Genomic DNA, 15,104 nt, shown 5'->3' on the forward strand with positions numbered 1-15,104 from the left:
CAATTAAGAAGCGGGGTGGTAAAGTTGTCTTACCAGGAGCGTCCTTTCAAACTGAAATCGGATTTCCAGCCCCGGGGCGACCAGCCCGGGGCCATTGCCCGGCTGGTGGAAGGGCTGCAAAAGGGCTACCCCATGCAAACCCTTTTGGGTGTCACCGGTTCCGGGAAGACCTATACCATGGCCCAGGTAATCCAGACGGTGCAGCGCCCCACCCTGGTGCTGGCCCCCAACAAGACCCTGGCCGCCCAGCTCTGCAGCGAGTTCCGGGAGTTTTTTCCCGAGAACGCGGTAGAATACTTTATCAGCTATTATGACTATTACCAGCCCGAAGCCTATATACCGCAGACGGATACCTATATCGAAAAGGATTCCTCCATCAACGACGAGATAGATAAGCTGCGCCACTCGGCCACCTGCGCCCTTTTTGAGCGGCGGGACGTGATCATTGTAGCCAGCGTATCCTGCATCTACGGTTTGGGTGACCCCGAGGAATACCGCACCCTGGTGCTCTCCTTGCGCAAGGGAGGTACCTATGACCGGGATGCGGTGCTGCGCAAGCTGGTGGAGATCCAGTACGAGCGCAACGATGTGAACTTCACCCGGGGAAAATTCCGGGTGCTGGGGGATGTGGTGGAGGTCTTCCCCGCCTCCTACACCGAAAAGGCCATCCGTATCGATTTCTTCGGGGACGAAATCGAGCGGTTGCTGGAGTTCGACGTGCTCACCGGGGAGATCATCGGGGAACGCCAGCACGTGTCCATCTTCCCGGCCAGCCACTACACCGTTTCCCGGCCCCGCATGGAAAGGGCCATCGCGGCCATTGAGGCCGAACTGGAGGAGAGGCTGGCCGAGCTGAGGAAACAGGGCAAATTGCTGGAGGCCCAGCGGCTGGAACAGCGGACCCGGTACGACATCGAGATGATGCGGGAGATGGGTTACTGCAAGGGTATTGAGAACTACTCCCGCCACCTGACGGGCCGGGCTCCCGGGGAGCCCCCCTATACCCTGCTGGACTACTTCCCCCAGGACTTCCTGCTCTTCATTGACGAGTCCCACGTGGCGGTGCCCCAGGTGCGGGGGATGTACGAGGGCGACCGCTCCCGCAAGGCGGCCCTGGTGGAATACGGCTTCCGCCTGCCCTCGGCCTTTGACAACCGGCCCCTCAAGTTTGAGGAGTTCGAGCGGAAGATCAACCAGGTCATCTTCGTCTCCGCCACCCCCGGCCCCTATGAACTGGAGCGCAGCAGCCAGGTGGTGGAGCAGATCATCCGGCCCACCGGGCTGGTGGACCCCGAGCTTTCGGTGCGACCCACCCGGGGCCAGATTGACGACCTGGTGGCGGAGATCCGGCAGCGGGTGGCCAAAAACCAGCGGGTGCTGGTGACCACCCTGACCAAGAAAATGGCCGAGGATCTCACCGACTACCTGCGGGAGCTGGGCATCAGGGTGCGCTATATGCACTCGGAGATCAACGCCATCGAGCGCATGGAAATTGTGCGGGACCTGCGCCTGGGGGTCTTTGACGTGCTGGTGGGGATCAACCTTTTGCGGGAGGGCCTGGACCTGCCCGAGGTCAGCCTGGTGGCCATCCTGGATGCCGACAAGGAGGGCTACCTGCGCTCCGAGCGCTCCCTGATCCAGACCATCGGCCGGGCCGCCCGCAACGCGGAGGGCAAGGTGATCCTCTATGCCGATCGCATTACCGAATCCATGGACCGGGCAATCAAGGAAACAGAACGCCGGCGCCGGATCCAGATGGAATATAACCAGAAACACGGCATTATCCCCCGCACGGTGGTCAAGGGGGTGCGGGACGTGATTGAGGCCACGCGTGTGGCGGAGCCAAAGGCCGCTTACCAGGCCAAGGATAAGCCCCGGCCGAAGAAGCGGACCAGGAAAGAGCTGAAGCAATTGATTGCCCGCCTGGAAAAGGAAATGCGGGAAGCCGCCCGCCATCTGGAGTTCGAAAAGGCGGCGGAGCTGCGGGATGCGATCATCGAATTGCGGCTGGAGCTCCAGGGACTCGACAGGCGCCTGGTGCCCGTAGGGGAAGTGGTGGGGGAGTAGATCAGGCCCACACCTTCGAAAGGTCTACGACCAGTCCCGGAAAAATTTCCGGTTTAAAGAGTTCGTTACCGGTGACCCGGCTGACCAGGGTGTAGGCCCCTTCCTCCAGGCGGTACTCTTCCACCGTGGTGGTGTCGGGGTCAACCAGCCAGTAATAGCACACCCCGTAAAGGGCGTATACGTGGGCTTTGGTGATCCTGTCCCTGCGGGAAGTATTGGGGGAAAGGATTTCCACTACCAGGTCGGGGGCACCGGCAATGTTTTTCTCGGTTATAATTTCCGCCCTGGCGTGGGAGACAAAAATGAGGTCCGGTTGGGCAATGCTGATATTGGAAAAGATCACGTCCAGGGGAGCATCGAAAACCTCCCCCAGGTTGTGTTCAAGGACATAAGCGTCGACAATCCGCTGCAGGTTGCGGGAAACCCGCTGGTGGCGGGTGGTGGGGGAGGGCGTCATGTGCAGCACCCCTTCCAGGATTTCATAACGGTTACCGTCGTCGGGCAGGTCAAGATAATCCTCATAGGTGAGGATGATCTTCCCTGCCGGGGGAGTGGGGATACTCATGGCCGGGCCTCCTTTGCGCTCAAATATTCCTGAGCGGCTTTTGTTTTGCTACCGTCAATTGTATAATATATCCCCGGGACAGTCAAAGGGGTCCCTTTATTCTTTTCTGTGGCGCTATAGTGCGGCAAAGAGCATTATATGGAGGAAGAGTTATGCTAGAAAAAATTGTCGTTAAGGGAGCAAGGGTGCACAACCTTAAAAATGTTGACGTGGAGATTCCCCGGGGAAAGCTGGTGGTGCTGACGGGCCTTTCCGGCTCCGGGAAGTCTTCCCTGGCCTTCGACACCATTTACGCCGAAGGCCAGCGCCGCTACGTGGAATCCCTGTCGGCCTATGCCCGTCAGTTCCTGGGCCAAATGGACAAGCCGGACGTGGACTACATTGAAGGTCTTTCCCCGGCCATCTCCATTGACCAGAAAACCACCAGCCACAACCCCCGTTCCACCGTGGGGACGGTGACGGAAATATACGATTACCTGCGCCTCATTTTTGCCCGGGTGGGCCGGGCCCACTGCCCGTCCTGCGGCAGGCCTATTTCCCGGCAGACGGTGGAGCAGATGGTGGATCAGCTCACGACCCTGCCGGAAGGTACCCGCCTGCAGATTCTGGCCCCGGTGGTACGGGGCAAGAAGGGCGAGCACCAGAAGGTGCTGGAGGAAATCCGCAGAAGCGGCTTTTCCCGGGTGCGGGTGGATGGCGAGGTCAGGGACCTGGCCGAGGGGGTCAAGCTGGATAAGAATAAAAAGCATACCATAGAGGTAGTGGTGGACCGGGTGATCATTCGCCCCGGCGTGGCCCGGCGCCTGGCCGACTCGCTGGAAACGGCCCTGGGCATGGCCGGGGGCGTGGCCCTGGCTGCCGTGGTGGACGGCCCCGAGATGCTGTTCAACGAAAACTTTGCCTGCCCGGAATGCGGCATCAGCCTGCCGGAGATAGCCCCCCGGCTGTTCTCCTTCAACAGCCCCTACGGGGCCTGCCCGGTGTGTACCGGCCTGGGGGTGAAGCGGGAGATTGACCCCGACCTGGTCATTCCCGACAGGCGCAAGTCCATTGCCGAGGGGGCCATCGTAGGCTGGTTCCGCGGTACCAATGCCTATGCGTGCCTGGAAGCCCTGGCCGAAAAGTACGGCTTTTCCCTTTCCACCCCGGTGGCCGAGCTGACTGAAGAGCAGCTGGATAAAATCCTTTACGGCACCGGCACGGAGAAAATCCTGGTCAATTACCGGGACGCCTCCGGCCGGCGGCACCAGTACATGGCCACCTTTGAGGGGGTAATCAACAACCTTTCCCGGCGCTACCGGGAAACCACTTCCCCCCATATCCGGGAGGAAATCGAGCGGTACATGAACGACCGTCCCTGCCCGTCCTGCGGCGGAGCCCGCCTGCGGCCCGAGGCCCTGGCGGTGAAGCTGGGAGGACTCTCTATTGTGGAAGTTACCCGCCTGTCGGTAAAGGAAGCCCGGGAATTTTTCCAGCGCCTTGAACTGACGGAAAGGGAGCGGCTCATTGCCCGGCAGGTGCTCAAGGAGATTAACGCCCGGCTCGGTTTTCTGGTCAACGTGGGTTTGGACTACCTGACCCTGGACCGGGCGGCGGGTACGCTTTCCGGCGGGGAGGCCCAGCGCATCCGCCTGGCCACCCAGATCGGCAGCGGACTGACCGGGGTACTTTACATCCTTGATGAGCCCAGTATCGGCCTGCACCAGCGGGACAACCAGCGGCTCCTGGACACCCTGCTGCACCTGCGGGACCTGGGCAACACGGTGATCGTGGTGGAGCACGACGAAGACACCATCCGCACGGCGGACCACATCATCGACATCGGCCCGGGAGCCGGGGAGCACGGGGGCAGGGTGGTGGCCCAGGGCACCCTGGAGGACATCCTCAATAACCCCGACTCCATTACCGGCCAGTACTTGAGCGGCCGCCGCTTCATCCCCGTCCCGGCTGTGCGCCGGAAGCCCAACGGCAAGGTGCTTGAGGTGATGGGGGCGGCCGAACACAATCTCAAGAAAATCGATGTGACCTTCCCTCTGGGGGTGTTTATCTGCGTCACCGGGGTTTCCGGTTCGGGCAAGAGCACCCTGGTCAATGAAATCCTGTACAAGTACCTGGTCCGGGAACTTCACGGCAGCCGCACCCAGCCGGGGGCCTGCCGGGAGATCAGGGGGATCGAGCACCTGGACAAGGTGATCAACGTGGACCAGTCCCCCATCGGCCGCACGCCCCGGTCCAACCCGGCCACCTATACCGGGGTGTTCAACGACATCCGGGATCTTTTTGCCAGCCTGCCCGAGGCCCGGATGCGGGGCTACAAGCCGGGCCGTTTCAGCTTCAACGTCAAGGGCGGGCGTTGCGAGGCCTGTGCCGGGGACGGCATCATCAAGATTGAAATGCACTTTTTACCCGACGTCTACGTGCCCTGCGAGGTCTGCAAGGGCCGGCGCTACAACCGGGAGACCCTGGAGGTAAAATATAAGGGCAAGAACATTGCCGACGTGCTGGACATGACGGTGGACCAGGCGGTGGAGTTTTTCCGCCACATCCCCAAGATCCACCGGCGGCTGAAAACCCTGCAGGACGTGGGTCTGGGCTACATCCGCCTGGGCCAGCCGGCACCGGAGCTTTCCGGGGGTGAGGCCCAGCGGGTTAAGCTGGCCACCGAGCTTTCCCGGCGTTCCAACGGCCGCACCCTGTACATCCTGGACGAACCAACCACCGGCCTGCACATGGCCGATGTGCACCGTCTGCTTCACGTGCTGCACCGCCTGGTGGAAGCCGGGGACACGGTGGTGGTCATCGAGCACAACCTGGACGTCATCAAGACCGCCGACTACATCATCGACCTGGGTCCCGAGGGCGGTGACGGCGGCGGCCGGGTGGTAGCCTGCGGCACCCCGGAAGAAGTGGCCCGGGTGAGCGAATCATACACCGGTCAGTTTCTGGCCCGGGTACTGGCCAGTGCCCCCGTATCCCACCATTTCTTTGCCGGTGGAGCGGATACGCAGGGTTCGTCCTTACTTGATGGGGTGCGTGCGGTGGGAGGTTGATGACGGGGAGGGGAGCAGGATGACACCCGAGGAAAAATTACAACACCTCCCGGACAAACCCGGCGTGTATCTCTTCCGCGATACGGCCGGGGAAATTATTTATGTGGGCAAGGCTGTTTCCCTGAAAAACCGGGTGCGTTCCTACTACCAGTCCGGTGCCCGGCAGAGCCCCAAAGTCCGGGCCTTGATGAACCGGGCGGTGGACTTTGAGTATATTGTGACCGACAACGAAGTGGAGGCTCTCATTCTGGAATCAAACCTGATCAAGGAGCATCGCCCCCGCTATAACATCTACCTTAAAGACGATAAAAGTTATCCTTACCTTAAAGTAACCCTGGGGGAGGACTTCCCCCGGGTGCACGTCACCCGCAGGGTGGTCAGGGACGGCTCCCGTTATTTCGGTCCCTACACTTCGGCGGGAGCGGTGCACGAAACCCTGGACCTTTTGCGCCGGCTCTTTCCCTTCCGCACCTGCAAGCAAAAACTGGCTGAGGGTGTGATGCCGGCCAGGCACCGTCCCTGCCTCAACTTTCATATCGGCCGCTGCCTGGCCCCCTGTTCGGGCCAGGTGGGCAGGGAGGAATACCGGGCCATGATCCGGGAGATCAGCCTGTTCCTGGAGGGCCGCCAGGACGACCTGATTAAGGAGCTTACCAGGCGCATGAACGAGGCGGCGGAAAAACTGGAATTTGAGCGGGCGGCCCGCCTCCGGGACCAGCTGCAGGCCGTGCGCCAGGTGCTGGAAAATCAGAAGGTGCTGTCAACCAGTAAGGAAGACCGGGACGTGGTGGCCCTGGCCCAAAATCATGACCTGTCCCTGGTGATGGTTTTCTTTGTGCGGGGCGGCAAGCTCATAGGCCGGGATCAATTCCTGGTGCCCGGTGCGGAAAACACCCCGGTGGAAGTGATCACCGCCTTTGTTAAGCAGTATTATGCCCGCGCCGATTTTATCCCCGGCGAAATTCTCCTTCCGGAAATAGACCCCCAGGAACGCCCGGCGATGGAAGAATGGCTTTCCGGCATCAGGGGGGCCAGGGTGCGCCTGGTGGTGCCCCGCCGGGGAGAAAAGAAACAACTGGTGGACCTGGCGGCCAAAAACGCCCTTCTGGCCCTGCAGGAGGTCGAGCAGGATCAGAAGTCCCGGGGGCAGGGCAGGGATGCCTGCGGGGAGCTGGCCCGGGAACTGGGCCTGGAGAGCATACCTTACCGCATCGAATGTTTTGACATATCCAACACCCAGGGCGAGGAAAGCGTGGCCTCCATGGTGGTTTTTGAGGAGGGGCGGCCGGCGCCCGACCAGTACCGGCGGTTTAAAATCCGCACCGTGGAAGGGCCAAACGACTTTGCCTCCCTGAAGGAAGTGCTCACGCGCCGCTTTACCCGCGCCAGGGAAGAGCGGGAACTGGTCCAGACCGGCCAGTTATCCACCAGGCAGGCCAAATTTTACCGCCTGCCCGACCTGGTCATTGTGGACGGGGGTAAAGGCCAGTTGTCGGCGGTACGGGAGGTCATGAAAGAGCTGGGCTTTGCCCACATCCCGGCCTTTGGCCTGGCCAAGGAGGAAGAATTGCTCTTTGCCGAGGGCCGCTCCGAGCCCATTCGCCTGCCCCGGGATTCCCGGGCCCTGCACCTGTTGCAGCACCTGCGGGATGAGGCCCACCGCTTTGCCGTGACCTACCACCGGCAGCTGCGCACCCGGCGCAACCTCAAGTCCCTTCTGGACGAGATCGAGGGAATCGGTCCCGTGCGCCGCCGGGCCCTGCTGAAAGCCTTCCCTTCACTGGAGGATATGGCCCGGGCTACGGTGGAGGAGCTGGCCGCCGTGCCGGGGATGAACCGGGCGGCCGCCCTGGCCGTTTACCGTTTTTTGCGTGGTTAGGACTGGTTTTTTCAGAAAACCATGGTATAATATCCAGAGATATGCTTAACTCATTACCTGCGGCGGCAGGGTAATGCTGTTTTTCTGGGGGAATGAGTCCTTGTATCGATTACTGGCTGTAGATCTTGATGATACCCTTTTGGATAAAGACCTGCGCATCAGCGAAGACAACCGGCGGGCCCTGGCCCTGGCCCGGCGTGCCGGCGTGGTGGTTACCCTGGCTACGGGGCGCATGTACCGGGCCACCCTGCCCTTTGCCCGGGAACTGGAGATCGACGCCCCTCTGATTACTTACCAGGGGGCTTTAGTCAAGCACGCCGTCACCCGGGAGGTGGTGGTTCACCGGCCGGTGCCCCTCGCCTGCGCCATGGACATCATTGCCCGGGTCCAGTCCCGTGGTTATCATATCAATATCTACCTGGACGACCACCTTTACGTTGAGCGGCACACTGACGAAAGCAGGCTTTACCAGTCTATCTCCGGGGTCCAGGCCCGGGCAGTGGGACCGCTCGTTCCTTTTTTGAAAGAAGCACGGCAGGATCCCACCAAAGTACTGGTGATTGCCCGGGAAGAGAAACTGGACGAACTGGCCACGGAATTAAGACCCCTGTACGGGGATAACCTTCATATCACCAAGTCCAAGCCTTACTTTCTGGAGTTCTCCCACCCGCAGGCCACCAAGGGGCACGCCCTGGCGGCGGTGGCCGCCGCTTACGGTTTCAAGCCCGGGGAGGTCATTGCCGTGGGGGACAGCTACAACGACCTGGAAATGATTGAGTGGGCCGGCCTGGGAGTTGCGGTGGCCAATGCCCGGCCTCAGGTCAAGGCCCGGGCCGATTACGTTACGGCTTCCAATGAGGATGGCGGCGTGGCCCGGGTGGTGGAGAAATTTATCCTGGGTTATGCCTGAAGAGGTGGGGGTAGTGAGGGGAATTGTTGTCGGCGTTGATCTGGGTGGTACGAAAATTTATACCGCCCTGGCCGAGCAGAGCGGCCGCGTGCTGGCCGAAGTCATGGTTCCCACCCGGCCCTGGGAGGGAGCAGGGGCAGTGATCGGGCGGATTGTGGAAACGGTGGACCAGGTATTAAAACAGGCCGGGGAGCAAGGGCCGCCCCTGGCCCTGGGGATCGGCTCTCCCGGTCCCTTAAATGCCGCCACCGGGGTGGTCTACCAGGCACCAAATTTGGGCTGGCACGATGTTCCCCTGAAAGAACATCTGGAGGAGCGGCTTTGTATTCCCGTGGCGGTGGACAACGATGCCAACCTGGCCGCTTTAGGGGAATACGTCTACGGGGCCGGGCGCGGTGAGGAGGAGATGGTCTACATCACCGTCAGCACTGGCATCGGGGGCGGCCTGGTCCTGCGGGGGCGGCTGTACCATGGCGCCGGCTACGGGGCCGGGGAAATCGGCCACATGACCATAGACCCCGGCGGCCCCCGGTGTGGCTGCGGCAATTACGGCTGCCTGGAGGCCATGGCTTCCGGGACGGCCATGGCCCGGGAGGCCCGCCGCCTGGTGGAGTCCGGCGGGGGCAGGGCCATCCTGGAGGCGGCGGGAGGAGATGTGGACGCCATCACCGCCCGGGAGGTGGCCCGGGCGGCCGCTGCGGGTGATGCCGAGGCCCGGCAAATAATCATCAACGCCGGCCGGGCCCTCGGTATCGGGGTGGCCAACGTCATCAACCTGTTAAATCCGGCCCTGGTGGTGCTGGGGGGCGGGGCCATGCAGGTGGGACCCCTCTTGTGGGAAACCATGGAAGAGGAAGTGTCCCGGCGCGCCTGGGCCCCTGCCCTCAAGCGGGTGCGGCTGGTGCCGGCAGAACTGGGCGGGCGGTCCGGTTTAATGGGGGCGGTGGCCCTGGCCCTTCAGAAGGCGCGGGGGGAAAAACCTCCCAACCCCGTGGTATAAGGGGCGCTGTAATGGACTATTCTATGCATATTACTGAAACGATCCGGGCTATTGGGAAAGGAGGAGGTGCGTTGCGCTTTGGCAAAGGGGAATGGCGCAACTTTGAGCGGGGTATTGAAAAGGAATGGCTGGTCACCAACGGTCTTGGTGGTTATGCCTCCTCCACCATTATCGGTGTCAATACCCGCAAATACCACGGCCTGCTCGTGGCTTCCCTTTCCCCGCCGGTACGGCGCAATCTGCTTTTAGCCAAACTGGATGAACGCCTGGAAACCCCCCGGTGCACGTACAACCTGGCCACCAACCACACCGGGGGGGGTGTGACGGAGTTCGGATTTGTCCACCTGCAGCAGGTACTGTTTAATCCCTTTCCCACCTTTATTTTGTCTTTTGGCGACATCACCCTGCAGAAACAGATTTTTATGATCTACGGTGAAAACAGCACCGTCATCCTTTACCGCATTCACAACGGTGCGAACCCCGCCGTCCTGCGCTTGACCCCCCTGGTTAACTGCCGGGACTTCCACTGGACCACCCGGAAGGGGCAGATTAACTTTTCCCGGGAAGAAATTCCTTTCGGGGTGGCGGTAAAGGCAGTCCCACGGATTCCCGCCCTGCGCCTGGTTTGCAGTGAAGGTAAATTCAACGGCCGCGATGATTGGTTTTACGATATGTTTTACGTGGAAGAACAAAGGCGGGGTTTGGAAGCCCGGGAGGACCATTTTATACCCGGGGATTTTACCATTCCCCTTGAACCGGGGGAGACAAAAACCATAACTTTTATTGCCACCCTGGAGGAAGTTTTTACCCTCGATGGGAAAGCCCTTTTGGAACTGGAAATTCGCCGCCTGCAGGAACTGGTGAAAAGGGCCGGGTACCGGAGCGTTTTAGCCCGCCAGCTGGTGCAGGCCGCCGACAGCTTTATTGTCTACCGCCGGTCCACGGGCGCGAAAAGTATCATCGCCGGTTATCACTGGTTCAACGACTGGGGAAGGGACACCATGATTGCCCTGCCCGGGTTGACCCTGGTTACCCGCCGTTATGATGACGCCCGGGACATCCTGGTTACCTATGCCCGCTACTGCAGGGACGGGCTCCTGCCCAACATGTTTACCGATGCCGGCAGGGAGCCCCTTTACAACACGGTGGATGCCTCTCTGTGGTATTTCTGGGCGGTCTGGAAGTACCTGCAGTATACCCGGGACCATGCCTTTATCCGCCGGGAGATCTATCCGGTTCTGAAAGAAATTGCCCATCACTATATCAAAGGTACTCACTTTAACATTAAAGTGGATGAAGATGGGCTGCTGGCGGCAGGCTCTCCGGAGCTGCAGCTGACCTGGATGGATGCCAGGGTGGATCAATGGGTGGTCACGCCCCGCCACGGTAAGGCGGTGGAAATCAACGCCCTCTGGTATAATGCGCTGTGCGTATTGCGGGAACTGGCTGTCCGGTACGGGGATACTTTTCCCTACCAGGACCTGCTGGAAAAGCACAGGGAAAGTTTTTTGCGGGAATTCTGGTTTGAGGAGGGTGGATATCTCTACGATGTGGTCGGTGAGCAGGGGAAGGACGCTTCCCTGCGCCCCAACCAGGTTATTGCCTTAAGCCTGCCCTTCACCATAGTTGATGCCGGTAGGGGGCGAAGGGTGCTGACCCGTGTCTGGCAGGAACTATACGCTACCTACGGGCTGCGCACCTTATCCCCCAGCGACCCCCGGTACCGGGGGGTTTATAGCGGCGACCGGTGGCAGCGGGACGGTGCCTACCATCAGGGGACGGTCTGGAGCTGGTTGATCGGGCCATTTGTTACGGCCTGGCGCCAGGTACACCATTACTCCACGGCCAGCCGGTTGCAGGCGGCACGTTTTCTTGTTCCTTTCCAGGACCAGCTGCGCGACCACGGGGTGGGCTATATCTCCGAAATCTTTGACGGCAACGAGCCCATTGTCCCCCGGGGGTGTATTGCCCAAGCCTGGGGTGTGGCGGAAGTGCTCCGGGCCTATGTGGAGGACGTGCTGGAAATCAGACCGCAAATTTAACAAATTTAGAATCATGTTTTAAAATTTTTGAATCAAAGGAGGGGTCCATTTTGCCCATTCTGGATGATGCACAGGCCATGTATAATGCCGATACGAAGGGAATGCTCAAAGCCCTGTGGGAGTTGCCCGAACAATGTGCCCGGGCCTGGGAGCTGGGTATGGCCGCCGACGTTTCTCCCATGGATAATCTCCGCCAGGTAGTGGTTACCGGTCTCGGAGGTTCGGCCATCGGGGGCGATCTCCTGCGGGTTTATGCCACGCAGCGCCTGGACGTGCCGGTGGTGGTCAACCGGGACTACGTGCTGCCCAAATTTGTCGGACCGTACACCCTGGTTTTCGCCGTCAGTTATTCCGGCAATACCGAGGAAACCTTGAGCGCCTACGTCCAGGCCCGGGAAAAGGGTGCCCGGATTGTAGTTCTAACCACCGGCGGAAAGTTAGGAGAACTGGCCGGAAACGACGGCGTGCCGGTGATTACCGTGCCCGGCGGCATTGCCCCCCGTTCGGCAACGGGATACCTCTTTATTCCCACCCTGGCCGTGCTTTACCGGATGGGCCTGTTGCCGGACCTCAGCCATGAGGTGGCCGAGTGCACCTCCCTGTTGCAATCCATGCGGGAGAAGCTCAAGCCGGAAGTTCCCCGGGATTCCAACCAGGCCAAGATGCTGGCGGCCAATTTCCATAACCGCATTCCGGTAATCTGGGGTTCCAGCGGGACCACGGAAGTGGTGGCCCAGCGCTGGAAGGGGCAGATCAATGAAAATGCCAAGGCCCCTGCTTACTGGAACGTATTTCCGGAGCTGAACCATAACGAGCTGGTTGGCTTTGAGTTTCCCGGTGAACTCCTGCGCCGGCTTTATGTGGTTATTTTGCGGGATCCCCAGGATCACCCGCGGGTGCAGAAACGTTTTGCCATCACCCGCGAAATCATGGAAGGTGAGGTGGCCGGTGTTGTCGAAATTATGGCCCGGGGCAGCGGCACCCTGGCCCGCATGTACTCGCTGGTTTATATCGGAGACTATGCCAGCGTGTACCTGGCCATGCTGTACGGCGTGGACCCCGGCCCGGTCAGGGTGATCGACACGCTCAAAGCCCGCCTGGCGGAGGAGTGAGCGGGGACCCAGCACTCACTGGAATACTAGCTCTTCCCAAAACTTTATCAATTAAACCTGAAGCACCGGGAGCAGAGTCATATTGTGGTGAGTGCTGGGCCGTGCCTTAAGCGGGTTAACTGAACACTTACGTATTCGGCAAATTGAGCCGGGCTAATGAGTTGGTGATAATTATGCGGCTGGTAATCGTTACCGGTCTTTCCGGGGCCGGTAAGACCCAGGCCTTAAGGATTCTGGAGGATCTGGGCTTCTTTTGTGTGGACAACCTGCCTCCAAGGCTCATTCCCAAGTTTCTGGATCTTTGTTCACAATCTTCCCGGGGGATTAATAAAATAGCAGTAGTGGTGGATATCCGGGGTGGGGAGTTTTTCGACGCCCTTTTTGAAGTGCTGGCCGACCTGGAAAAGGAGGGGCTCCGCTACGAGATATTGTTCCTGGAAACCTCCGATGCCACTTTAGTCCGCCGGTACAAGGAGTCCCGCCGCAGCCACCCCTTGAGCGTCGACGGGGAAGTGCTGCAGAGCATACGGCAGGAAAGGGAGCGGCTGCGGGAACTGCGGGGGCGGGCCCATAAAATAATCGACACTTCCGAAATGACCCCCCAGCAGTTGAAGGAAGAACTGATCAGTTTATTTGGCGATAATGCCGGGGCGCCCCTGCGTATTACAATAATTTCCTTCGGGTACAAGTACGGCATACCTCTGGACAGCGACCTGGTTTTTGACGTGCGCTTTTTGCCCAACCCCCATTACGACCCGGCGCTGCGCCCGCTGACCGGAAACGATCCGGCCGTACGGGATTATGTCCTGTGCGCCCCGGTGAGCCAGGAATTCGTACACCGGTTCTATCAGTTTATTGATTTTCTCCTTCCCCACTACATCCAGGAGGGCAAAACCACCCTGACCATTGCCATCGGCTGTACCGGTGGCCAGCACCGTTCCGTAACCCTGGCCAGCTGTCTGGGGGCCCACCTGGCGGAGCAGGGTTACCGGGTGGCCGTGCGGCACCGGGATCTTCCCCGTTAAGACAGGGGTGAAAGGTGATGCACCTGTTCAAGTGGCTTTACCCCGGCTTGCATTTCAAGCGCTGGCTGGCCCTGTCTTTTTTGGGCCTGGTGCTGGCCGCTGCCGGCATCGGCCTTTTGGGCCGTCTTTTGCCCCGGGAGCACCAGGCGGTGCTGATGGTCTGGTTCGCGGAGCTTTTCGGCCCCGGGCGGGTTTGGCTCGGGGGCGCGCTTCTCCTGGTACTGGGTCTGCCGGCCCTGGTCTACGGCAACTTCAAGGCCTTTCGTTCGGTGGTGGACGCCCTGGCTCCCGGGGAGAGCATGCGCCTGGCGGATATTATCTATACCCGCCAGCACCTGCGCCGGGGACCCCGGATAGTGGTAATTGGCGGCGGCACGGGGCTGTCGGTACTGTTGAGGGGTTTGAAACAATATACCAGCAATATTACGGCCATTGTGACCGTAGCCGATGACGGCGGGAGTTCCGGCCGGCTGAGGGGGGAACTGGGTATACTTCCCCCGGGGGACATCCGCAACTGCCTGGTGGCCCTGGCGGATAAGGAATCGTTGATGGAGGACCTGCTCCAGTACCGCTTTAAAAGCGGGGACCTGGCCGGCCACAACCTGGGCAACCTGCTCCTGGCGGCGCTGAACGACGTGGCCGGGGGGTTTCACGAAGCCGTGCAGGCCTTAAGCAAGGTGCTGGCCATCAGGGGGCAGGTATTGCCCGTTACCTTGCAAAATGTGGTTCTGGGGGCGGAACTATCCGACGGCACGCTGGTATACGGGGAATCTACCATTCCCCAGTGCAGGAAGCCCATTAAACGGGTCTTCCTGGTGCCCGGGGATTGCTACCCCCTGCCCGAAGCATTGCAGGCCATTGCCGGAGCGGATGCGGTGGTATTGGGACCGGGGAGCCTTTATACCAGCATCCTGCCCAACCTTCTGGTGCGGGGAATTCCGGAGGCCATTGCCCGCACCCGGGCCGTGCGCATTTATGTCTGCAATGTGATGACCCAGCCCGGGGAAACCGACGGTTACGCCGCCAGCGATCACTTGCAGGCCATTTTCAACCACGCCGGTCCCATTGTGGATTACGTGGTGGTCAACCAGGGCGGCATACCGGCCCGGCTGAAGGCGCGCTATCGCCGGGAGGGAGCAGTGCCGGTGGTGGTGGATGGGGAGAGATTGCGGCAGATGGGAGTGGCGGTAATTGGTGCCAACCTGGTGCACGAAAGCAACGTGGTCCGCCATCACCCCGATAAACTGGCCCGCCTGATCCTGGAGCTGGCCCTCCTGGAGCGAAAATCGGGAGAACCCTTCGGGTCGTTCGACGGCTCTTTAAACGGCAGCCTGCGTTCGGGGCGCATGTGACCCGGTTAAATAAATCAACCACCCTTCCGCAGAAAGCGGGAGGTTTTTTGTCGAAATGGCAGTTGTCAGGGCCAGAGGCGGGTGTTAAGATCTTGTTAGGAC

The 15,104-nt window shown here is 60.5% G+C and carries 10 protein-coding genes; 9 read left to right on the forward strand and 1 reads right to left on the reverse strand.

What is annotated here, in order from left to right; translation table 11 throughout:
* Positions 1–24: 24 nt before the first annotated feature.
* The gene (gene uvrB, locus J2Z49_RS01105) at positions 25–2,067 is read left to right on the forward strand and encodes an excinuclease ABC subunit UvrB (protein WP_307399048.1); all 2,043 of its coding nucleotides are present in this window, start codon (positions 25–27) and stop codon (positions 2,065–2,067) included.
* Between the two features lies 1 nt (position 2,068).
* Here the strand turns inward: uvrB and J2Z49_RS01110 are convergent, their stop codons facing one another.
* Positions 2,069–2,632, reverse strand: coding sequence for a Uma2 family endonuclease (locus tag J2Z49_RS01110; RefSeq protein WP_307399050.1), 564 nt, complete (start codon positions 2,630–2,632; stop codon positions 2,069–2,071).
* A 152-nt stretch (positions 2,633–2,784) separates the two neighbouring features.
* Between J2Z49_RS01110 and uvrA the strand changes: the two genes are divergently transcribed.
* The 8 genes from uvrA to J2Z49_RS01150 all read left to right on the forward strand — a co-directional run bounded on the left by uvrA (position 2,785) and on the right by J2Z49_RS01150 (position 15,002).
* Positions 2,785–5,682 carry an excinuclease ABC subunit UvrA gene (gene uvrA, locus J2Z49_RS01115; RefSeq protein WP_307399052.1) on the forward strand — a complete coding sequence of 966 codons (2,898 nt, stop codon included), beginning with the start codon at positions 2,785–2,787 and terminating at the stop codon, positions 5,680–5,682.
* Positions 5,683–5,701: 19 nt separating this feature from the next.
* A complete protein-coding gene (gene uvrC, locus J2Z49_RS01120) occupies positions 5,702–7,561 on the forward strand; it encodes an excinuclease ABC subunit UvrC (protein WP_307399054.1) in 1,860 nt (619 codons plus the stop codon).
* A gap of 100 nt (positions 7,562–7,661) precedes the next feature.
* Positions 7,662–8,471 (forward strand): Cof-type HAD-IIB family hydrolase, encoded by an 810-nt coding sequence (locus J2Z49_RS01125; protein ID WP_307399056.1) that lies wholly within the window; start codon positions 7,662–7,664, stop codon positions 8,469–8,471.
* Positions 8,464–9,471 carry an ROK family protein gene (locus J2Z49_RS01130; RefSeq protein WP_307399058.1) on the forward strand — a complete coding sequence of 336 codons (1,008 nt, stop codon included), beginning with the start codon at positions 8,464–8,466 and terminating at the stop codon, positions 9,469–9,471. The genes J2Z49_RS01125 and J2Z49_RS01130 overlap by 8 nt, the downstream gene beginning before the upstream one ends.
* A gap of 71 nt (positions 9,472–9,542) precedes the next feature.
* Positions 9,543–11,513: an amylo-alpha-1,6-glucosidase gene (locus J2Z49_RS01135; RefSeq protein ID WP_307399060.1), complete on the forward strand. Its 1,971-nt coding sequence runs from the start codon at positions 9,543–9,545 to the stop codon at positions 11,511–11,513.
* A gap of 50 nt (positions 11,514–11,563) precedes the next feature.
* Positions 11,564–12,625, forward strand: a complete 1,062-nt coding sequence (locus tag J2Z49_RS01140) for a bifunctional phosphoglucose/phosphomannose isomerase (protein ID WP_307399062.1) — start codon at positions 11,564–11,566, stop codon at positions 12,623–12,625.
* A gap of 173 nt (positions 12,626–12,798) precedes the next feature.
* Positions 12,799–13,650, forward strand: coding sequence for an RNase adapter RapZ (rapZ, locus tag J2Z49_RS01145; RefSeq protein ID WP_307399064.1), 852 nt, complete (start codon positions 12,799–12,801; stop codon positions 13,648–13,650).
* Positions 13,651–13,667: 17 nt separating this feature from the next.
* Positions 13,668–15,002: a gluconeogenesis factor YvcK family protein gene (locus J2Z49_RS01150; protein ID WP_307399066.1), complete on the forward strand. Its 1,335-nt coding sequence runs from the start codon at positions 13,668–13,670 to the stop codon at positions 15,000–15,002.
* Positions 15,003–15,104 lie beyond the last annotated feature (102 nt).

It is taken from the genome of Desulfofundulus luciae, assembly GCF_030813795.1.
Classification (GTDB): Bacteria; Bacillota; Desulfotomaculia; order Desulfotomaculales; family Desulfovirgulaceae; genus Desulfofundulus; species Desulfofundulus luciae.